Consider the following 19,111-nt stretch of genomic DNA (forward strand, 5'->3'; position numbering starts at 1 on the left):
GAACTATGCAGCGTTCAGTCAGCGAATTTCTCACTCCACGTCACATTGACGTGCAGGAAATCAGCAAGACTCATGCGAAAGTGACCCTCGAGCCCCTGGAACGGGGCTTCGGCCACACCCTGGGTAATGCCTTGCGTCGTATCCTGCTCTCTTCCATGCCGGGATGCGCTATTACTGAAGTGCACATTGATGGTGTTCTTCATGAGTACAGCGCCATCGAAGGTGTTCAGGAGGACGTGATTGAGATCCTGCTGAACCTTAAAGGTGTTGCTGTAGCAATGCACGCTGGTGATGAAGTTACACTGAAGCTTTCTAAGAAAGGTCCAGGTGTAGTCACCGCTGCAGATATTGAGCTGCCGCATGATGTGGAAATTGTTAATCCTGATCATGTGATTGCACACTTGAATGAAGCGGCTAATCTTTCCATGCAACTGAAGGTTTCTCGCGGTCGTGGTTACGTACCTGCTGATAGCCGACTGAGCTTGGAAGATGAAGGCCGTGTGATTGGGCGCTTGCAACTGGATGCCAGCTACAGCCCTGTACGTCGTGTTTCCTACGTCGTAGAGCGCGCGCGTGTAGAGCAACGTACTGACCTGGATAAGCTTGTAATTGATCTAGAGACCAACGGGACTTTGGATCCAGAGGAAGCTATCCGTCGTGCCGCAACTATTCTGCAGCAACAGCTGGCTGTTTTTGTTGATCTGGAAGCTGACAAAGAGCCTGAGCCGGTTAAAGAGGAAGAGGAATTTGATCCTATTCTGCTGCGCCCGGTAGATGAGCTTGAGCTGACAGTCCGTTCTGCCAACTGCCTGAAAGCGGAAAACATTTATTACATTGGCGACCTTATCCAGCGTACCGAAGTGGAGTTGTTAAAGACTCCTAACCTGGGTAAGAAGTCTCTGACTGAAATTAAAGATGTGTTGGCATCCCGTGGTCTATCGCTGGGCATGCGTTTAGAGAACTGGCCGCCTGCGTCTCTACGCAACGACGATAAGGCTGCGTCCTGACCACCTAGATAACCAACACTTGAGTTTGGTAAGGAATTCGACATGCGTCATCGTAAAAGCGGTCGTCACTTAAATCGCACCAGTGCTCACCGCAAAGCCATGTTTAAAAACATGGCCGTGTCTCTGTTTGAGCACGAGGTGATCAAGACTACCCTGCCTAAGGCCAAAGAACTGCGTCGCTTTGCTGAGCCGTTGATTACTCTGGCTAAGGTAGACTCTGTAGCTAATCGCCGTCTGGCTTTTGCCCGTACTCGTAGCAAAGAAGCGGTAGGCAAGCTCTTTACTGAGCTGGGTCCCCGTTACAATGCTCGTCCTGGTGGTTACATCCGCATCCTGAAGTGTGGTTTCCGTGATGGAGACAGCGCACCTATGGCTTATGTGGAACTGGTTGACCGTCCTGGATTTGTGGCGGAAGAAGCTGGCGAATAAGCTGGGTCTTGAATAAAAAACCGCGCTTCGGCGCGGTTTTTTATTGGCTTTTAAAGAGTGGTTAGCTGTAAAAAGGCCAGCATTATGCTGGCCTTGGTGTGTGTTGGGAGTCCTTACTGCTTGGCGAGGAGAGGGGCTAAGAAGCGGCCGGTATGGCTTTGTGGAAGTGTTGCCAGGTATTCTGGGCTTCCTTGCGCAATGATTTGGCCGCCGCCAGTGCCCCCTTCTGGACCAAGATCAATCAGCCAGTCAGCGGTTTTTATCACGTCCAGGTTATGCTCGATAACTACCACGGTGTTGCCATGATCACGCAAACGGTGGAGTACATTGAGGAGCTGCTGAATATCGTAGAAGTGCAATCCAGTAGTTGGCTCATCCAGGATATAAAGAGTCTTACCGGTATCGCGTTTTGAGAGCTCCTTGGCGAGTTTCACTCGTTGCGCTTCGCCGCCGGAAAGCGTGGTCGCACTTTGTCCAAGGCGGATATAGGACAGGCCAACATCCATTAGGGTTTGTAGTTTGCGTGCGATCATGGGGACGGCATTGAAGAACTCGCAAGCATCCTCAACCGTCATTTCCAGCACTTCGTGAATATTCTTGCCTTTGTAAGTAATCTCCAGGGTTTCGCGGTTATAGCGTTTTCCTTTGCAGAGATCGCAAGGTACATAGATGTCAGGCAAGAAGTGCATTTCTACTTTGATTACCCCATCCCCTTGGCAAGCTTCACAACGTCCACCTTTGACATTAAAACTGAAGCGACCAGGTTTGTAGCCGCGTGAACGTGCTTCCTGAGTGGCGCTAAAGAGCTCGCGGATAGGGGTGAAAATGCCGGTATAGGTGGCAGGGTTGGAGCGTGGAGTGCGGCCGATAGGGCTTTGATCGATATCGACTACTTTATCAAAGTGTTCTAAACCCTGAATTTCCTGGTAGGGGGCGGCCTCCAATGTTGTTGCGCCATTCAAAGCGGTGGCAGCGAGCGGAAAGAGGGTGGCATTAATCAGGGTTGATTTGCCTGAGCCGGAAACGCCAGTGATACAGGTAAACAGGCCAACTGGGATGTGTAGGTCCACTTGCTGTAAATTGTTACCTGTTGCACCTAAGAGACTTAGTTGCCGTGATGGATCGGGTTGATTGCGTTGTTCAGGTACTGCGATACAGCGACGTCCGCTTAAGTAGTCTCCGGTGATGGACTGAGGGTTAGCCATCACTTCCGCAGGTGTGCCCTGCGCAATAATTTGCCCTCCATGTACGCCTGCGCCAGGGCCAATATCAAGAACGTGATCGGCTAGGCGAATGGCGTCCTCATCGTGTTCTACCACAATAACGGTATTGCCCAGGTCACGTAGATGGGTCAGGGTTTGCAATAAGCGATCATTGTCCCGCTGGTGCAATCCTATCGAGGGTTCATCGAGGATGTACATCACTCCAACCAGTCCTGCACCGATTTGGCTGGCTAACCGAATTCGTTGGGCTTCGCCACCAGAAAGGGTATCTGCACTGCGTTCTAAGGTCAGGTAATCAAGCCCAACATTAACCAGAAAGCTGAGGCGGGCTTGTATTTCTTTCAGAATTTTGTCGGCAATCTCGCCACGCTTGCCACTCAGGCTGAGGTTGGAGAAATAGTCATGACAGTTACCCACAGCCATATGAGCAATATTGGGTAAATTTTTACCGTCAATAAAAACGTGGCGTGCTTCACGCCGCAGGCGTGAGCCTTCGCAGCTGGGGCACTTTTTCAGGGTAAGATAGCGAGCCAGGTCTTCGCGCACCATTTGGGAGTCGGTTTCCCGGTAACGGCGTTCCATGTTAGGTAATACCCCTTCAAAGGGATGGCTACGGCTGATGGTAACGCCTCGATCGCTGACGTAAGTAAACTGAATTTCCTCTTTACCGCTGCCATGCAGAATCACTTCGCGTTGCTCTGGCTTAAGCTGTGCAAAGGGGGTGTTGACATCAAAGCCATAGTGTTCTGCGACGGCTTTAATGAGTTGAAAATAGTAGACGCTGCGCTTGTCCCAGCCTTTGATAGTACCCTCTGCCAAGGTGAGCTCAGGATCAACAATCACTTTATTGGGGTCAAAATATTGGCGTACACCTAAGCCATCACAGCTGGGGCAAGCGCCATGAGGACTGTTAAAGGAGAATAGGCGGGGTTCGAGTTCGCTAATGCTGTAGCCGCATTCAGGGCAAGCAAAACGGGCAGAGAAAACAATTTCTGCTTGGTCAGGTTGATCAAGATAGGCAACCTTAGCCAGCCCGTCGCTTAGCTCTAGCGCAGTTTCAAAGGATTCTGCTAAGCGTTGTTGTAGATCAGCGCGGACTTTGAAACGGTCAACAATCACCTCAATATTGTGCTTACGTTTTTTGTCGAGTTCAGGGGCGGCATCCAGTTCATAGATTTCGCCGTCAATGCGCACACGAATGAAACCTTGGCTGCGCAGGTTTTGCAAAATGTTAAGGTGTTCCCCTTTGCGACCTTGAATAACAGGGGCCAGCAGCATTAGCCGGGTGTCTTCCGGCAGTGCTAAAACTTGGTCAACCATTTGGCTGACGGTTTGTGCCTCTAGGGGTAAATCATGGTCTGGGCAGCGTGGTTCACCAACTCGAGCAAAGAGTAAGCGAAGGTAGTCGTAGATTTCTGTGATGGTACCGACCGTTGAGCGCGGATTATGTGAGGTGGATTTTTGCTCAATGGATATCGCTGGCGATAGGCCTTCGATATGATCCACATCCGGCTTCTCCATCATGGAGAGAAATTGACGGGCATAAGTTGAAAGTGACTCGACGTAGCGTCGCTGTCCTTCGGCATACAGAGTGTCAAAGGCCAGGGAAGATTTTCCCGAGCCAGAAAGACCGGTAATAACAATTAGCTTGTCACGCGGAAGGTCTACATCAATATTCTTGAGATTGTGAGTACGGGCACCCCGTACCAGAATCTTATCCATGCTCAGGCTCCAGCCAGCAATCTATCGGTATTGCGACCCCGCTAAGGGGTGAAGTGTTCGCAGACAAATGCCTTAACTTTTGGCTTAGGGCTGTATAAACTAACAGGATTTTGATTAAGGGAGAACATCATGGCCCGTGGTGGTGTAAATAAAGTTATTTTGGTGGGAAACCTCGGGGCTGATCCTGAGGTGCGTTATATGCCCAATGGAAATGCGGTCGCTAACATTAGCTTGGCAACAAGTGAAAGTTGGAAAGATCGTAACTCTGGGCAAATGCAGGAACGCACCGAATGGCACAGGGTGGTGTTTTTCGGGCGTTTGGCGGAAGTGGTCGGGCAGTATGCTCGTAAAGGTTCCAAGCTTTATGTGGAAGGCAAACTGCAAACCCGCAAGTGGCAAGATCAAAGTGGGCAGGATCGTTATACCACTGAGGTTGTGGTCGATATGGGTGGCAGTATGCAGTTTCTGGATAGTCCTCGTGATGGCGCTGCCGGTGGCGGTTACGAATCCAGTCAGGGCGGTGGCTATGGTGGTGGGCAGCAAAGTGCACCCCAGCAGAACTATCAACAACCAAATCAAGGTTATGCGCCGCAGCAGGGTGGACGTCAGCAGCAGGCACCCGCGCCGACCCAAGCACAGCCGATGCCGCAGAATAACTTTGATGATTTCGATGACGACATTCCGTTCTAACGAACGACAAGGGCCGATTACCGGCCCTTTTTTGTTACCTTTTCATAGGTAAAGGTTGCTTCAAGAGCGGGTAACACAGTGTTGCTATTATTGGTGAGAGCGCTCAGCGGGCGAGGAGTAAACTGCGGGGTTCTAGGGAGGATAGCTATGACCAATATCAAAATGAAAAGCTGGTTGCTGGCCAGTATGTTGATGACATCAGGAGCCGTACAGGCAGAGTCGTTGGCTCAGCTTTATCAGCTGACCTTGCAACAGGATCCAGTTTTGCAAGCAGCTGAGGCTGCACGTCAGGCGGCGGCTGAAGTTATTCCACAGCGTCAAGCTGCCTTGTTGCCCTCCTTGTCTGCATCGGCCTCTACTCAGTATCGGGATAGCAAAAACGGCGGTACTAACTGGCATGATTATGGATTGAGTTTGCGTCAACCGCTGTATAACCGTGCCAGTTGGCTTGGCTATCAGCAGGGTAAACAGCTTGATGCCAGTGCGGCGCTTCAATTAGAGCAAGCTCAGCAGCAAGTATTGTTGCGGGTGGTGGAGGCTTATCTAGAAGCACTGCGCGCTCGTATGCAGTTGCAAACCGCAGAAGCGGAAGAACAGGCGATTTTGCGTCGTTTAGAGCAGAACCAGGCTCAATTTGATGTTGGTTTGATTGCTATTACCGATGTAGAGGAGGCCCGTGCGGCTTATCAGCGTGCCCAAGTCAGTCGAATCCAGGCTGCTAATTTGCTGGAGAACAATCTGGAGGCACTGGCTCGGTTAGCGGGACAGCCGATCCAGGTGTTGTTCGAGTTAGCTGCGGACTATCCATTAACTGATGTCGTGCCTGACCTGGATACGGTGGTGGAGCAGGCATTGGCTAATAATTTGGATTTGCAGCGTCAGCGTTTGGCGGTGGAGTCCGCGCAAACTCAAACTAAAATCAGCTCAGCTGGACACTTACCGACAGTAGATTTAACGGCCAGTGCAGGTGGTGCAGACCAAGGTAATGGTATGCAGCGTCTAAATACGGTGGGCGTTACTCTGAGCATGCCGTTGTATGCCGGTGGTGCGGTACAGTCTGGCGTGCGTGAATCCCAGGCTCGACTCACTCAGCAGCAGGCGGAGCAAGAAAACTTGCGGCGCCAAGTGCAGTTGCAGGCTCGTACACTAGTGCGGAACTTGCAAGCTGATGTCGCAACCATTGAAGCGCAGCGCTTAGCGATTCAAGCCAGCGAAACAGCCTTGAAGGCAACAGAAGCAGGATATGAGGTGGGGACTCGCAATATTGTCGATGTGCTGGAGTCGCAGAAGAATCTGTTCCAGTCGCAACGCAATTATGCTGATGCGCGTTATAACCTGGTGCTGAACCAATTACGCTTGCAGGAGCTTCAGGGGCAGTTAGCCGTAGCAGACTTGCAAGAATTAGATCGTTGGCTTTTGCCTTAAGCGAACATGGACACTTCTGCCTCTAGTATGACGCTGTGGGGGAGGGAGTTGTCTAGCTGCGACCGGCATACCGCTAGTCTCGTTAGACTGGCGGTATTGCTATTCATTCATGCTATGATCCTAGGCCTCAAAAGTGCTTTAGTAGCACATGGTGATGTTTTTCAGGTATAGGACGAGTTATGTCAGATAATCCCGCTCAGGTTTCCCCGGAAGAGGGCGGAGTCAATGAAGATCAAGCCCTGCGAATTGCTTCAGGACGTAAGCCTTTTGTTGAACCACTTCGCCTTGGTCAGCGTCTGAAAGAAATTCGTCTTAGTAATAGCTGGACACTTGAAGATGTAAGTCAGCGTACTGGCCTTGCCCGTTCTACGCTGTCGAAAATTGAAAATGAGCAAATCTCACCGACTTTTACCGTGGTGCAGAAGCTGTCAGCTGGGTTAGGGATTGATCTTCCCCAGTTATTTGCGACACCTAAGCGTCAAGCTAAACCGATGGGGCGACGTGATCTGACCCGTTTAGGGCAAGGGCAACCTCATCCCACGCCTACCTATGAGCATGAGCTGCTGTGCACGGAATTTGCCAATAAGCGCATGATTCCTTTCAAGACCATTGTTCGAGCGCGTGATTTCGCCCAATTCCATGAATGGGTGCGTCATGATGGCGAAGAGTTTTTATTGGTTCTTGAAGGGCAAGTACGTCTTTACACTGAGTTTTATGCACCGCTGGACTTAGAGACTGGCGATAGCCTCTATTTTGATAGCAGTATGGGCCACGCTGTAGTGTCAATCAGTGAGGATGATGCGGTTATTTTGTCGGTGTGTTCGTATTAAAACCAGGCAACGCCAAGAGAGGATGAGAAGCATAGATGCTTGCCGCTGCAGCGCATAAAGTATTGGTGTTAGGAGCTCAAGGGCAACTTGGGCGTGCTCTGTACCACTATTTAGCCAAATTGGGCTTTCAGGTAGTGGGGCTTGATCGCCAACAAGTGGATATTACTGATGAGCTTCAGGTGGCGGCATTGTTTCGTGCTGAACAGCCTTGGCTGGTGTTGAATGCGGCAGGCAGTGGCAGAGCGGTTGCGAATGAAGCTTTAAGTAGTGCCGAGGTTCGTGCTAATCAGCAAGGTCCTCAGGTCTTGGCCCAGGCTGCTGCTAGCGCTGGGGTGATACTATTTCATATATCCTGCGCCTGGGTGTTCGATGGTCTTCAGCAAAAGCCTTATAAAGAGGATGACTTGATCCGCCCGGTGGGATTGCTGGGGGAAAGTAAGTGGTTGGGCGAGGAACAAGTAAGGCGTTTTGCCCCGCGTCATATCATTCTGCGCACACATTGGCTGTTTAGTTTGGCTGAAGAGGGCTGGTTAGCCCAAGTGCTGGAACAGGCTCGGCAGGTATCGAGCTTGCAGGCGGTAGCTGATCATATTGGCCAGCCTACTCCAGTGGAAGATGTTGCCCGAGTGGTCGGAGCCATGCTGCAACAATTGCGCTGTCAGGCGGAACTCTGGGGGACTTTTCACTATGCCAGTGCGGAATACACCAGTAGCTACGGTTTTTGCGAGGCGGTATTAGCTTTAGCTCGCCAATATGAGCCTCTAACCTGTGAGGTGCTGGAAGCTCGTAAGGCAGAGGAAGTGGATGCTTGGCCGGCGCGCCCGAATCAGTCGCGCTTAGACTGTCGTAAACTTAGGCATGTATACGGTATTGGGCAGCGTCCTTGGCGGACCTATCTTGCCACGATGTTGGCGGAGTATTACCGCAAGCGTTGAAACTCTGAGTTAGGCGTATTTAAGGGGGCGATAGCCCCCTTAAACTATTAAGCCCCCGCAAAAGGCCAGGGAGACTTGTGAAGGGCAACACTGGCCATGTAATAGAGGCTTAGTAAGGCGCCAATTAGGCAAAAGGTGCGAATGTGGCGGTTTTTGCCCCGCTTGATAGCGAAGGTGCCAAAGCCGATGTAGGCGAATAAGCCGAGCACCTTAGCGGTCAGCCAGGCATGGGTAAGAGGATATTGCTGCAACATTAGCATCAGGCCAATGGCACTCAGGAGTAAAAATGTGTCGATGATGTGGGGCAGAATGCGCACCCAGCGGCGTTGCAGCCAGGAAGACTCCAGTAGCATCCATCCTGCTCGGATGCAGAAAAACAGGATGCTAGCAGCGACTAGACTGAGGTGTAGGTGTTTGAAGGCAAAATACATATTGGGCTCCACGAGATAGCTTTGGCGCGATCATAGCGAAAAAATAGCGACAGAGGTACGTCGAGGGCTGGCATAGTGGTTCGAATGCTTTAGAATTCCCGACTTTGGCCCGCCATGCCTAGCTGCCAGTCTGTTACATACTATGCTGGGCGTGGACGATACTAGAATAGCTAGGGCTGTACGGAAGCGATTGAGGAGTATGATGACATCTACCCTGAATGATGCATTTCAGGACATTCGTCCTTTTCACGATAGCGAAGTCAAGGAAGTCATCGCCCGCCTTATTCAAGACCAAGAGTTTATTGCTGCGATTACCCGCTTTAAATTTCCACAGGCGGCGGCTTACTGTGGTTGGTTGTTGAAGCCGTTAGTAGCTTGGCGTCTGCGCCAACAAGCTGCGCAAATTGCCACTGTCCGAGATTTTCAGCAGGTTGTCTCTTTTTATATGGATCGAATGATCCATAAGACGACGACAGCATTGACCTTTTCTGGGTTAGATAAGTTGGAGCCTGGTCGCGCCTATCTGTTTATATCTAATCATCGCGATATCGCCATGGATCCTGCTTTTGTTAATTATGGCTTGTGGCATAACGGTTTTGATACGGTCCGTATTGCCATTGGCGATAATTTACTGCGTAAGCCCTATGTCACTGACCTGATGCGCTTAAATAAAAGTTTTATTGTTAAGCGTTCGGCGAAAGGGGTGCGTGAGATGATGGCGGCCTATACTGAGCTGTCGTCTTACATTGATCATTCGATTCAGGACGGCCATTCAATTTGGATCGCTCAGCGTGAGGGTCGTGCTAAAGATGGACGAGATGATACGGATCCTGCGATCACCAAAATGCTGTACATGTGCCGAAAAAAGTCGGGCATGAGTTTTGCTGAAGCGATGCAGAATCTGCATATTGTTCCGGTTAGTATTTCTTATGAGCTGAATCCCTGTGACCGCCGCATGGCGCGTGAGCTGCAGGCTATTGCCGAACATGGTCGCTATGAAAAGGCGCAATATGAGGATATCCAAAGTATTGTCGAGGGGATTATCGGCAATAAAGGGCGAGTGCATGTTGCTTTTGGTCATGAACTGACAGGTAGCTATGAAAACCCAGAAGCTTTGGCTGCGGCGATCGATGCGCAAATCCAAGGTAATTACTATCTGCATGGTTCGAATTTAACCGCTGCCAAGCTGTTGGGTGTTGAGGGAGTTATTGAACCTGATCAACAAGAGCAGGATCGCTTTCAGCAGCGCCTGCAGGAGTTGGAAAAAAACCAGCAGCCTTATATGTTGGAAATGTATGCAGAGCCCGTGCGACGGCAGCGTGCATTGGCTCAGGAGCTAGCTCATGACTAAGTTATGGCACAGTTTGCGAGCGCTGGTTTTTTATATTGGCTATGTGCTGACTCTGATCGGTTATTCCTTATTTTGTCTGTTGGTGATTGCCTGGGTACCCTATCGCAAGCGTCATCCCTATATCGTGGCATTTAATCGCTTCTATTTATGGTGGTTGCGCTGGACATGTGGTGTGCGCTACCGGTTGGAGGGGGTTGAACATCTGCCAATGGAAGGGGCTTTTGTGATGATTAGTAATCATCAGAGCGAATGGGAGACGTTCTTTTTGCAAACGTTGCCACGCCCTCTCGTTACAGTGTTGAAAAAGGAGTTGCTGTCAGTGCCTTTTTTTGGCTGGGCGCTACGATTGTTGCGCCCTATAGCAATTGATCGCTCACAGAAGACCAATGCGCTTAAGCAGATTTTGCGGCAAGGAAAAGAGCGTCTGGAGGCGGGTGAGGGGTTGTTGATTTTTCCCGAGGGGACGCGACTTGACCCAGGGGCTGAGGGCAGTTTTTCTAAAGGTGGAGCTTCTCTGGCTTGTATGGCTAAGGTGCCGTTGCTGCCAGTGGTGCATAATGCCGGTGAGCATTGGCCTAATAAGCGTTTTTTAAAGGTTCCTGGCGAGATTGTTGTTCGGATAGGTGCGCCTATTTCCACGGAAGGGCGTAAGGTTGATGAGGTGCATGAGCAGGCAGTGGGCTGGATTACTCAGCACATGAAAGGCTCGCGCTAAGTGGGTTGAACTCTGTGCTTATGAAAAAACCCGCAGATGCGGGTTTTTTCATTCAGGCTATCAGGTCGAGGGTTAACCCTGGTAGCGTTGAAATATCAGCGTGGCGTTAGTGCCGCCAAAGCCAAAGCTATTGGACATAACCCGATTTAGCGTGGTGTCAATCCGCTGTGAGGGAATGTTAGCCCCTGCAAGCTGTGGATCTAGCTGGTCAATGTTGGCGGAGCCAGCAATGAAGTTATTTTCCAGCATCAGTAGAGAGTAGATTGCTTCCTGTACGCCAGCGGCACCCAAGGAGTGGCCGGACAGGGATTTGGTGGAAGTTACAGGTGGCATCTTATCGCCGAATACCTGCATTACTGCTTTCATCTCAGCGACATCGCCAACAGGAGTGCTGGTGCCATGAGCGTTGATATAGTCAATCTCACCTTCAACGGTTGCCATAGCTTGCTGCATGCAGCGGATCGCACCTTCGCCAGAAGGGGCAACCATGTCATAGCCATCGGAAGTTGCACCATAGCCGACTAGCTCAGCATAAATCTTGGCGCCGCGAGCTTTTGCATGCTCGAGCTCTTCCAATACCAGCATGCCGCCGCCGCCTGCAATCACAAAACCATCACGCTCGGCATCATAAGCACGGGATGCTTTGGCGGGAGTGTCGTTGTATTTAGTGGAAAGGGCGCCCATGGCGTCAAAAAGAACGCTCAGTGACCAGTCTAATTCTTCACCACCACCGGCAATAATGATGTCTTGTTTGCCTAGCTGGATGAGTTCCATTGCATTGCCAATGCAGTGTGCGCTAGTGGCACAGGCAGAGGTGATGGAATAGTTAACGCCCTTGATTTTAAAGGGAGTGGCTAAGCATGCAGAAACGGTGCTGCCCATCGTGCGGGTAACCCGATAGGGGCCAATTTTGCGTACACCTTTGTCACGCAGGATGTCCGCTGCTTCAACGATGTTGGCGGACGAAGCGCCACCTGAACCAGCAATTAGGCCAGTTCTTTCATTGGAAACTTGTTCTTCGCTGAGGCCTGCATCAGCAATGGCCTGCGCCATTGACAGATAAGCATATCCGGCAGCATCGCCCATGAAACGGCGGAGTTTGCGGTCGATTGCAGCGTCTAAATCAATATTGGGGCTGCCGGCCACCTGGCTGCGAAAGCCCAGTTCAGCATATTGAGGCTGAAAGCTGATGCCAGAGCGGCCCTGTTGCAGTGACTCCAGGACTGAGGCTTTATCGTTGCCTAAGCAGGAAACGATACCCATTCCGGTAACAACAACGCGTCGCATTAGAGCGTCCTCTTTTTCAATTGTTTGCTTTGACCAGGCAAAGCAGGACTTAGAATTGATCGGTCGAAGTAAAGAGACCGACGCGCAAGTCCTTCGCGGTGTAGATTTCCCGTCCGTCCACGGACAGGGAACCATCTGCAATACCCATCACCAGTTTGCGTTCAATAACACGCTTAAGTTGGATATTGTAAGTCACCTTGCTGGCAGTAGGTAATACTTGCCCAAAAAAGCGCACCTCGCCAGCCCCTAATGCGCGGCCACGACCAGGGTTGCCTTTCCAGGCGAGGAAAAAGCCAACGATTTGCCACATGGCGTCCAGACCTAAACAGCCAGGCATCACGGGGTCGCCGGGAAAATGACAATCGAAGAACCACAGATCAGGGGTGATATCCAGTTCAGCAATGATTTCGCCCTTGCCGTGTTCGCCACCTGTTGCGGAAATGTGCAGGATGCGGTCCAGCATCAGCATGTTACCGACCGGTAGTTGAGCATTACCGGCGCCAAACATTTCGCCATAGCCGCACTTGAGCAGCTCTTCACGGTTAAAAGATGAAGGTTGGGTCATCGATATGTTCTTTCCATTCCTTATCGTTATCGGCACAGCACTTCGGCTGCCGGCAGCCTTTGGGCCGCAAAATAAACCGGCATTATATACGGGGTTGCCCTCCGATGGCAGGGGGCATCACTTGTTGCGTGTTACCGCCTGTCGTGCCAGTTCGATCAGAGTGTCTTTATAAGCTGACGCTGGCAAGTGCTGCAGTTGTTCGATTGCCAGTTGGGCCTCCTGTTCAGCTTTTTGGCGAGTGTAGTCCAGGGCGCCGCATTGGCGTACACAAGCCAAGATAGGCTGAAGATACTCTAGGCCCCCATGCTCAATGGCTGCGCGAATAAGAGCAGCGTCTTCTGCTGAGGCATGAGCAATCGCATAGATCAGCGGTAGTGTGGGTTTGCCTTCGGCTAAATCATCGCCCACATTTTTACCCATTTCACTGGCATCTCCAGTGTAATCCAGTAGATCGTCAGCAATCTGAAAAGCGGCACCCAGGTGGCGGCCGTAGAGCTGTAAGGCCTGACACTGTTGGCTATCCATACTACTTAATTGCGCGGCTGCTAGGGTGCTGGCCTCAAACAGCATGGCTGTCTTGCCATGAATGACGCGCATGTAGTCATCTTCGCTGGTATCGGGGTTGTTACAGTTAAGTAGTTGTAAGACTTCGCCTTCGGCAATCACATTGGTGGCATGTGAGAGGGTGCGCATAATGTCCATATTGCCGATGCTGACGAGCATTTGGAATGCACGGGAATAGAGGAAGTCGCCTACGAGTACGCTGGGGGCGTTCCCCCACTCGGCATTGGCTGTGGGACGTCCGCGACGTAGCTCGGAGGTATCTACGACGTCATCATGGAGCAGGGTGGCGGTGTGGATAAACTCAATCACCGCTGCTAAAGGAATGTGCTGATCGCCCTGATAGCCGCAGGCTTTGGCTGCCAGCAGCGTGAGTAGCGGACGGACGCGCTTGCCGCCACTGTTTACAATGTAATGGCCAATGGTGTTAACCAGGGCTACATCGGAGTGCAGATGGGACAGGATGCATTGATTGACGGCGCTGAAGTCATCCGCCACTACGGCGTGAATAGATGGTGGCTGCATGGCATATTCGAGCTGGAGAAACTGCCCCCATGCTAGGAAGGGGGGGGTACCCTGTCAAGCGGGATGGGGTTTGTAGGGGTTTATCTAAATGTCAGAGTGGATTAAGTTGCGCCTATAGTCGAATTTCTGTACACTCTCGCGCCCTAGCCCGTCCAAATCTTGCTCCCTATTATATGGTTCTTCCATTAGAAGTAGGTCTTTCTAGTAGCCGGGCGGGTCAATAACGGAGATTAACATGTACGCAGTGATTGTAAGCGGTGGCAAGCAGTACCGCGTGAAGGCCGGTGAGAGCATCAAGCTCGAGAAGCTGACTGCTGAAGTAGGCGCTTCTGTCGAGTTTGACAAGGTTCTGCTGGTTGCTAACGGCGAAGACATCAAGATCGGTGCTCCTGTAGTAGAAGGCGCTAAAGTAACTGCGGAAGTAGTTACTCATGGTCGTGGTGAAAAAGTGCGGATCATCAAGTTCCGTCGTCGTAAGCATCACATGAAGCGCCAGGGTCACCGTCAGTGGTTCACTGAGGTGAAAATTACTGGTATTAACGCCTAATTCTGGCTTGGTTTAGCGGAGGAAATTACTCATGGCACATAAGAAGGCCGCTGGTAGCTCCCGTAACGGTCGTGACTCCGAATCCAAACGCCTTGGCGTTAAGCGCTTCGGTGGTCAGGCAGTGGTAGCGGGTAACATCATCGTTCGTCAGCGTGGTACTAAGTTCCATGCTGGTAACAACGTTGGTCTGGGCAAAGACTTCACTCTGTTTGCTACTGCAGACGGTGTGGTTAAGTTTGAGGTCAAGGGTCCTAAGAAGCGTAAATACGTTTCTATCGTGGCTGCTTGATTCACGCCTTGCCGCAAGGCACAAAGAAGCTCTGCCATTGGTGGGGCTTTTTTTGTTTGTGGTTGGGTGTAACTGAGGTGGGTTATGAAATTTGTAGATGAGGCGAGTATCGTCGTCGAGGCTGGCAAGGGTGGTGATGGCTGCCTGAGTTTCCGTCGGGAAAAGTTCATTCCTAAGGGTGGTCCTGATGGTGGGGATGGTGGTCATGCTGGCTCGGTCTGGGTTGAGGCGGACGATAACCTCAATACGCTAGTCGATTATCGTTTTGTGCGTCGTTATAAGGCGGAAAATGGTCAGCCGGGGCAGGGTAAAAACTGTACTGGTAAGGCAGGTGAGGATCTCATCCTGCGAGTGCCGGTGGGGACGACCATCATTGACGAGGACACCGGGGAGACGCTCGGTGACTTGGTTGAAGCGGGTCAGCGCTTGAAGGTTGCTCAGGGTGGTTTTCGTGGCTTGGGTAATACCCGTTTTAAGTCCAGTACCAACCAGGCGCCGCGCCAAACCACCAAGGGATCGCTGGGAGAGAGTCGTAATCTTAAGCTGGAGCTTAAGGTGTTGGCTGATGTAGGGTTGCTTGGTTTGCCCAATGCTGGCAAGTCGACCTTTATTCGTGCCGTGTCTTCCGCCAAACCGAAAGTGGCGGACTATCCCTTCACCACGCTGGTGCCAAATTTAGGTGTCGTGCGTATTCAGCAGCATCGCAGCTTTGTCGTAGCCGATATTCCTGGCTTGATTGAGGGGGCGGCGGAAGGTGCTGGTCTGGGGATTCGTTTCCTGAAGCATTTGGCGCGTACGCGTTTGTTGCTGCATTTAGTGGATATGGCTCCCTGGGGAGAGCAGACGCCAGCTGAAGCCGCGCAGGTGATTGTGTCTGAGTTGAATAAGTTTAGTCCTACTCTGGGACAGCGTGAGCGCTGGCTGGTGCTGAACAAGCTCGACATGGTGGCGGAAGAGGAGCAAGAAGAGCGTTGTCAGGCGGTGATTGATGCACTGGATTGGCAGGGGCCGGTGTTCCGGATTGCGGCGATCAATGCGGAAGGTACGGAGGCGCTCTGTCATGCGATCATGCGCTGGTTAGATGAGCAGCGTGAGGCAGAGGAGGCGGACCCGGCGCTGGTTGAGCAGCGTGTGCAGCTGCGTGCGCAGGTAGAAGAGGAAGCGCGTGAGCGTATTAACTGGCTGCGCCAGCAGCGTCGCCAGGATCAGGATGATGATTTTGATGATGACGACTTCGATGACGATGATTATGACGTCGAAGTGGAATATGTGCCCTAAGGAAGAACATGAGTAAGCGAGACAAGCTGACCCAGTCGAAGCGCTGGGTGGTCAAGATCGGCAGTGCTTTGCTCACTAATGATGGTCGTGGTCTGGACGAGCAGGCAATGGCTGGCTGGGTGGAGCAATTGGCAACCCTGAAACAGCAGGGGGTGGATCTGGTATTGGTATCCTCTGGAGCGGTAGCGGCGGGGATGTCACGGCTTGGCTTGAAAGAGCGACCTCGTGAATTGGCGCAGTTGCAGGCTACGGCAGCGGTTGGGCAGATGGGGTTGGTGCAGGTCTGGGAGTCGAACTTTTCCCGTTATGGTCTGCATACTGGTCAGGTATTGCTGACTCACGATGATCTGTCTAACCGTAAGCGCTATCTCAATGCCCGTTCCACCTTGCGTGGCTTGGTGGATTGGGGGGTGATTCCGGTTATCAATGAGAATGATACCGTTGTTACGGATGAGATTTGCTTTGGTGATAACGATACCTTGGCGGCCTTGGTGGCTAATCTAGTGGTGGCGGATGCGTTGATTATTCTGACGGATCAGCAGGGGTTATATACCAAGGATCCACGCAAGCATGCGGATGCGACGTTGGTGACGGAGGCGCAGGCAGGAGAGGCATCGCTGGAAGATATGGCTGGCGGCGGTGCGGGTATTCTGGGGCGTGGCGGTATGCTGACCAAGGTGCGGGCGGCAAAGTTGGCGGCGCGTTCGGGGGCGGCTACCGTAATCGTTAGTGGGCGTGAGCCGCAGGTGCTTACCCGTCTGCGGGCGGGGGAGTCGTTGGGAACTTTATTAACCTCCTCGCAATCGCCTCAGGCGGCGCGCAAGCAGTGGCTAGCGGGGCATTTGAAGGCCAAGGGACGCCTGGTGCTGGATGCGGGAGCAGTGAAGGCTTTGCGTGGTGCGGGAGTGAGCTTGTTGCCCGTAGGAGTAAAGGCGGTTGAGGGAGAGTTTGAGCGTGGCGAAATGGTGCTCTGTGTGGATGAGCAGGGTGCATTAATCGCTCGTGGCCTGACGAATTATAGTACTGGAGATGCTCGGCGTATTTTGGGGCGGCCGACTGCGGCGGTGGTTGAGCTGCTGGGTTATGGTGCGGAACCTGAATTGGTTCATCGTGATAACCTGGTGCTGGTTTAGGGCTGTTGAGTGATTCCTAGAAAAAAGGGGCGTAAGTCCCTTTTTTTATATCTTTATCTTGGTAGGTGAAGGTTTTTAAGCGCTAGAAACAACAAAACCGGCCTGGGCCGGTTTTGTTGCGAAAAATCCGAAAGCTTAGGCTGCGGTAGCCAGAGCTTTGATAGCTGCGTTCAGGCGAGCTTTATGACGAGCAGCTTTGTTCTTGTGGAACAAGCCTTTGTCAGCAGCGCGATCCAGAACAGGCACGGCAGCTTGATAGGCAGCCTGGGCTGCTTCAACTTGACCGGCTTCAATAGCGTTAACGGTTTTTTTCAGGTAAGTACGCACCATGGAGCGCATGCTGGCGTTGTGCTTGCGATGCTTCTCGGCCTGGCGCGCACGCTTTTTAGATCCTGCAGAATTTGCCACAATCCGGCTCCTCGAGAAATCCAGTTTGGAAGAGTTAATGCCTAAAACGAAGGCACAAGATTATTCCTGTCCGTTGGCTGAAAGTCAACCACAGTATTCGCTGTTTAAAAGGGGTATGATGCTCGCCTTCGTGTGGTCTGAGTAAAGAGTGATGGCAGCGACGCAAACGGCTAAAGGTCAAGGATTGCTCAAATCAAGTCTGGTTGTCGGAATGATGACCTTGGTTTCTCGTGTGCTGGGGCTAATTCGTGACATGGTGATTGCGCAAGCCTTTGGCGCAGGCGCGGGGGCGGATGCGTTTTTTGTTGCTTTTAAAATTCCTAATTTTTTACGGCGATTATTTGCTGAGGGGGCTTTTAATCAGGCTTTTGTGCCGGTGTTGTCTGAATACCAAACGCAGCGTAGTGCAACGGAGGTTAAGGCGTTAGTTGACCGGGTGGCGGGCAGCTTGGGGATGGCTTTAACCCTGGTGACGGCCTTGGCAATGCTGGCTTCGCCACTATTGGTGTGGTTGTTTGCGCCTGGTTTTCATGTCGATGAGGTGAAGTTTGCCCTCACGGTGGAAATGTTACGGATTACCTTCCCCTATTTGTTGTTGATATCCCTTACGGCGTTTGCTGGCAGTGTCCTCAATGCCTATAAGCGTTTTGCCATACCGGCCATTACCCCGGTTTGGTTGAATGTCAGCATGATCGTGGCGGCGCTTTGGTTGGCTCCAATGCTGGATACGCCAATTTTAGCGTTGGCTTGGGGGGTGTTGGCTGCTGGTGTGATTCAGTTGGTTTTTCAGTTGCCCTTCTTGCAACGCTTGTCTTTGTTGCCGCGACCGCGTTCCGGTTGGAGTGATCCGGGTGTGCGGCGTATTTTAAAGCTGATGGTGCCAGCCCTGTTTGGGGTGTCGGTCAGTCAAATCAACCTGCTACTGGATACGGTGTTAGCCTCGTTCCTGCAAACGGGCAGTGTTTCCTGGTTGTATTTTTCTGATCGTCTATCTGAGCTGCCATTGGGGATTTTTGGGATTGCCATTGCGACTGTGGTGTTACCTGCCTTGTCACGTCAGCATGCTGCGCAATCGGCAGAGCACTTTGCCAAGACCTTGGATTGGGCGGTGTATATGGTGTTGTTGCTTGGCCTGCCTGCTGCTCTGGCGTTAGTGATGCTGGCGGAGCCGATGCTGCTGACTTTGTTTGGTTATGGGCAGATGTCACTGTTTGATGTGCAAATGAGTGCGCAGAGTTTGATGGCCTATGCCATAGGGTTGGTTGCTTTTATGTTGATCAAAGTGCTGGCCCCTGGTTTTTATGCGCGCCAGGACACTAAAACACCGGTCAAGATTGGGATTATCGCCATGGTCGCGAATATGGTCTTTAATCTGATCTTGATTTGGCCTCTGGCGCATGCGGGATTGGCATTGGCTACCTCAATGTCGGCGTTTTTAAATGCGGCGTTGCTGGGGATAGGTTTAGCGAAGGCGGGGGTGTGGCATTGGCAAGCAGGCTGGGGAGGGCGTTGTTTGCGTCTGCTGGCTGCCTTGTTGGTGTTGGCATCCTGTATCTATTGGGGGAGCCCCGATGTTGGGGTGTGGGAACAGTGGGGGGCAACTGAGCGGGCCGGCCGCATGACCTTGCTGGTGCTGGGAGGTGCTCTGGGATACGGGGTGACCTTGGTGTTATTTGGCTTGCGTCCCCGTCACTTGCGTGGGGCTTGAGGGGGAAACGGGCATGGTCGCTAGGCGGCGCCTCATATATAATGCTTCGCTT

Annotated in this window: 19 protein-coding genes; 13 read left to right on the forward strand and 6 right to left on the reverse strand. The window is 51.9% G+C overall.

Annotated features, from left to right (window positions below; translation table 11 throughout):
* Positions 1-5 precede the first annotated feature (5 nt).
* Positions 6-1,007 carry a DNA-directed RNA polymerase subunit alpha gene (locus tag Q334_RS0103665; protein ID WP_027312025.1) on the forward strand — a complete coding sequence of 334 codons (1,002 nt, stop codon included), beginning with the start codon at positions 6-8 and terminating at the stop codon, positions 1,005-1,007.
* 42 nt (positions 1,008-1,049) lie between these two features.
* Positions 1,050-1,436 (forward strand): 50S ribosomal protein L17, encoded by a 387-nt coding sequence (gene rplQ, locus Q334_RS0103670; protein WP_027312026.1) that lies wholly within the window; start codon positions 1,050-1,052, stop codon positions 1,434-1,436.
* A gap of 113 nt (positions 1,437-1,549) precedes the next feature.
* Here the strand turns inward: rplQ and uvrA are convergent, their stop codons facing one another.
* Complete coding sequence (uvrA, locus tag Q334_RS0103675) at positions 1,550-4,381, reverse strand: excinuclease ABC subunit UvrA (RefSeq protein ID WP_027312027.1); 2,832 nt, start codon at positions 4,379-4,381, stop codon at positions 1,550-1,552.
* Positions 4,382-4,510: 129 nt separating this feature from the next.
* Here uvrA and ssb point away from each other — a divergent pair, with 129 nt between their 5' ends.
* From ssb to Q334_RS0103695, 4 genes are all read left to right on the forward strand, one after another.
* Positions 4,511-5,071, forward strand: coding sequence for a single-stranded DNA-binding protein (gene ssb / locus Q334_RS0103680; RefSeq protein WP_027312028.1), 561 nt, complete (start codon positions 4,511-4,513; stop codon positions 5,069-5,071).
* 147 nt (positions 5,072-5,218) lie between these two features.
* The gene (locus Q334_RS0103685; RefSeq protein WP_035460567.1) at positions 5,219-6,496 is read left to right on the forward strand and encodes a TolC family outer membrane protein; all 1,278 of its coding nucleotides are present in this window, start codon (positions 5,219-5,221) and stop codon (positions 6,494-6,496) included.
* Positions 6,497-6,675: 179 nt separating this feature from the next.
* Positions 6,676-7,326 carry a helix-turn-helix domain-containing protein gene (locus tag Q334_RS0103690; protein WP_051527493.1) on the forward strand — a complete coding sequence of 217 codons (651 nt, stop codon included), beginning with the start codon at positions 6,676-6,678 and terminating at the stop codon, positions 7,324-7,326.
* Positions 7,327-7,361: 35 nt separating this feature from the next.
* Positions 7,362-8,261 (forward strand): SDR family oxidoreductase, encoded by a 900-nt coding sequence (locus Q334_RS0103695; RefSeq protein ID WP_027312031.1) that lies wholly within the window; start codon positions 7,362-7,364, stop codon positions 8,259-8,261.
* 47 nt (positions 8,262-8,308) lie between these two features.
* Here the strand turns inward: Q334_RS0103695 and Q334_RS0103700 are convergent, their stop codons facing one another.
* Entirely contained in the window at positions 8,309-8,692 is a 384-nt protein-coding gene (locus tag Q334_RS0103700) for a SirB2 family protein (RefSeq protein ID WP_027312032.1), read from the reverse strand.
* A gap of 202 nt (positions 8,693-8,894) precedes the next feature.
* Between Q334_RS0103700 and Q334_RS0103705 the strand changes: the two genes are divergently transcribed.
* The gene (locus Q334_RS0103705) at positions 8,895-10,043 is read left to right on the forward strand and encodes a 1-acyl-sn-glycerol-3-phosphate acyltransferase (protein WP_027312033.1); all 1,149 of its coding nucleotides are present in this window, start codon (positions 8,895-8,897) and stop codon (positions 10,041-10,043) included.
* A complete protein-coding gene (locus Q334_RS0103710) occupies positions 10,036-10,758 on the forward strand; it encodes a lysophospholipid acyltransferase family protein (protein WP_027312034.1) in 723 nt (240 codons plus the stop codon). Before Q334_RS0103705 ends, Q334_RS0103710 begins: the two co-directional genes overlap by 8 nt.
* 72 nt (positions 10,759-10,830) lie before the next feature.
* Here Q334_RS0103710 and fabB read toward each other — a convergent pair whose 3' ends face one another.
* The 3 genes from fabB to ispB form a co-directional block, all read right to left on the reverse strand.
* The gene (fabB, locus tag Q334_RS0103715; RefSeq protein ID WP_027312035.1) at positions 10,831-12,045 is read right to left on the reverse strand and encodes a beta-ketoacyl-ACP synthase I; all 1,215 of its coding nucleotides are present in this window, start codon (positions 12,043-12,045) and stop codon (positions 10,831-10,833) included.
* A gap of 49 nt (positions 12,046-12,094) precedes the next feature.
* Positions 12,095-12,610: a 3-hydroxyacyl-[acyl-carrier-protein] dehydratase FabA gene (gene fabA, locus Q334_RS0103720; RefSeq protein ID WP_027312036.1), complete on the reverse strand. Its 516-nt coding sequence runs from the start codon at positions 12,608-12,610 to the stop codon at positions 12,095-12,097.
* Between the two features lie 117 nt (positions 12,611-12,727).
* Complete coding sequence (ispB, locus tag Q334_RS0103725) at positions 12,728-13,696, reverse strand: octaprenyl diphosphate synthase (RefSeq protein ID WP_027312037.1); 969 nt, start codon at positions 13,694-13,696, stop codon at positions 12,728-12,730.
* A gap of 235 nt (positions 13,697-13,931) precedes the next feature.
* Between ispB and rplU the strand changes: the two genes are divergently transcribed.
* The 4 genes from rplU (at position 13,932) to proB (ending at position 16,943) form a co-directional block, all read left to right on the forward strand.
* Positions 13,932-14,243: a 50S ribosomal protein L21 gene (gene rplU, locus Q334_RS0103730; RefSeq protein WP_027312038.1), complete on the forward strand. Its 312-nt coding sequence runs from the start codon at positions 13,932-13,934 to the stop codon at positions 14,241-14,243.
* A 31-nt stretch (positions 14,244-14,274) separates the two neighbouring features.
* The gene (rpmA, locus tag Q334_RS0103735) at positions 14,275-14,532 is read left to right on the forward strand and encodes a 50S ribosomal protein L27 (RefSeq protein ID WP_027312039.1); all 258 of its coding nucleotides are present in this window, start codon (positions 14,275-14,277) and stop codon (positions 14,530-14,532) included.
* Between the two features lie 84 nt (positions 14,533-14,616).
* Entirely contained in the window at positions 14,617-15,810 is a 1,194-nt protein-coding gene (gene cgtA / locus Q334_RS0103740; protein ID WP_027312040.1) for an Obg family GTPase CgtA, read from the forward strand.
* An 8-nt stretch (positions 15,811-15,818) separates the two neighbouring features.
* Positions 15,819-16,943, forward strand: coding sequence for a glutamate 5-kinase (proB, locus tag Q334_RS0103745; protein ID WP_027312041.1), 1,125 nt, complete (start codon positions 15,819-15,821; stop codon positions 16,941-16,943).
* A 135-nt stretch (positions 16,944-17,078) separates the two neighbouring features.
* Here proB and rpsT read toward each other — a convergent pair whose 3' ends face one another.
* Positions 17,079-17,351, reverse strand: coding sequence for a 30S ribosomal protein S20 (rpsT, locus tag Q334_RS0103750; RefSeq protein WP_027312042.1), 273 nt, complete (start codon positions 17,349-17,351; stop codon positions 17,079-17,081).
* Between the two features lie 151 nt (positions 17,352-17,502).
* Between rpsT and murJ the strand changes: the two genes are divergently transcribed.
* Positions 17,503-19,059 (forward strand): murein biosynthesis integral membrane protein MurJ, encoded by a 1,557-nt coding sequence (murJ, locus tag Q334_RS0103755; RefSeq protein ID WP_081414320.1) that lies wholly within the window; start codon positions 17,503-17,505, stop codon positions 19,057-19,059.
* Positions 19,060-19,111: the final 52 nt, after the last annotated feature.

Origin of the sequence: Balneatrix alpica DSM 16621 (assembly GCF_000619885.1) — a bacterium.
Taxonomy (GTDB): domain Bacteria; phylum Pseudomonadota; class Gammaproteobacteria; order Pseudomonadales; family Balneatricaceae; genus Balneatrix; species Balneatrix alpica.

Coding starts and splice junctions, on each gene's coding strand:
- Q334_RS0103690 (WP_051527493.1), top strand. CDS start 6,676: ATGTCAGATAATCCCGCTCAGGTTTCCCCGGAAGAGGGCGGAGTCAAT.
- fabA (WP_027312036.1), bottom strand. CDS start 12,610: ATGACCCAACCTTCATCTTTTAACCGTGAAGAGCTGCTCAAGTGCGGC.
- proB (WP_027312041.1), top strand. CDS start 15,819: ATGAGTAAGCGAGACAAGCTGACCCAGTCGAAGCGCTGGGTGGTCAAG.
- ispB (WP_027312037.1), bottom strand. CDS start 13,696: ATGCAGCCACCATCTATTCACGCCGTAGTGGCGGATGACTTCAGCGCC.
- Q334_RS0103665 (WP_027312025.1), top strand. CDS start 6: ATGCAGCGTTCAGTCAGCGAATTTCTCACTCCACGTCACATTGACGTG.
- murJ (WP_081414320.1), top strand. CDS start 17,503: ATGGCAGCGACGCAAACGGCTAAAGGTCAAGGATTGCTCAAATCAAGT.
- Q334_RS0103700 (WP_027312032.1), bottom strand. CDS start 8,692: ATGTATTTTGCCTTCAAACACCTACACCTCAGTCTAGTCGCTGCTAGC.
- cgtA (WP_027312040.1), top strand. CDS start 14,617: ATGAAATTTGTAGATGAGGCGAGTATCGTCGTCGAGGCTGGCAAGGGT.
- fabB (WP_027312035.1), bottom strand. CDS start 12,045: ATGCGACGCGTTGTTGTTACCGGAATGGGTATCGTTTCCTGCTTAGGC.
- rpmA (WP_027312039.1), top strand. CDS start 14,275: ATGGCACATAAGAAGGCCGCTGGTAGCTCCCGTAACGGTCGTGACTCC.
- Q334_RS0103695 (WP_027312031.1), top strand. CDS start 7,362: ATGCTTGCCGCTGCAGCGCATAAAGTATTGGTGTTAGGAGCTCAAGGG.
- rplU (WP_027312038.1), top strand. CDS start 13,932: ATGTACGCAGTGATTGTAAGCGGTGGCAAGCAGTACCGCGTGAAGGCC.
- Q334_RS0103685 (WP_035460567.1), top strand. CDS start 5,219: ATGACCAATATCAAAATGAAAAGCTGGTTGCTGGCCAGTATGTTGATG.
- rplQ (WP_027312026.1), top strand. CDS start 1,050: ATGCGTCATCGTAAAAGCGGTCGTCACTTAAATCGCACCAGTGCTCAC.
- Q334_RS0103705 (WP_027312033.1), top strand. CDS start 8,895: ATGACATCTACCCTGAATGATGCATTTCAGGACATTCGTCCTTTTCAC.
- ssb (WP_027312028.1), top strand. CDS start 4,511: ATGGCCCGTGGTGGTGTAAATAAAGTTATTTTGGTGGGAAACCTCGGG.
- uvrA (WP_027312027.1), bottom strand. CDS start 4,381: ATGGATAAGATTCTGGTACGGGGTGCCCGTACTCACAATCTCAAGAAT.
- Q334_RS0103710 (WP_027312034.1), top strand. CDS start 10,036: ATGACTAAGTTATGGCACAGTTTGCGAGCGCTGGTTTTTTATATTGGC.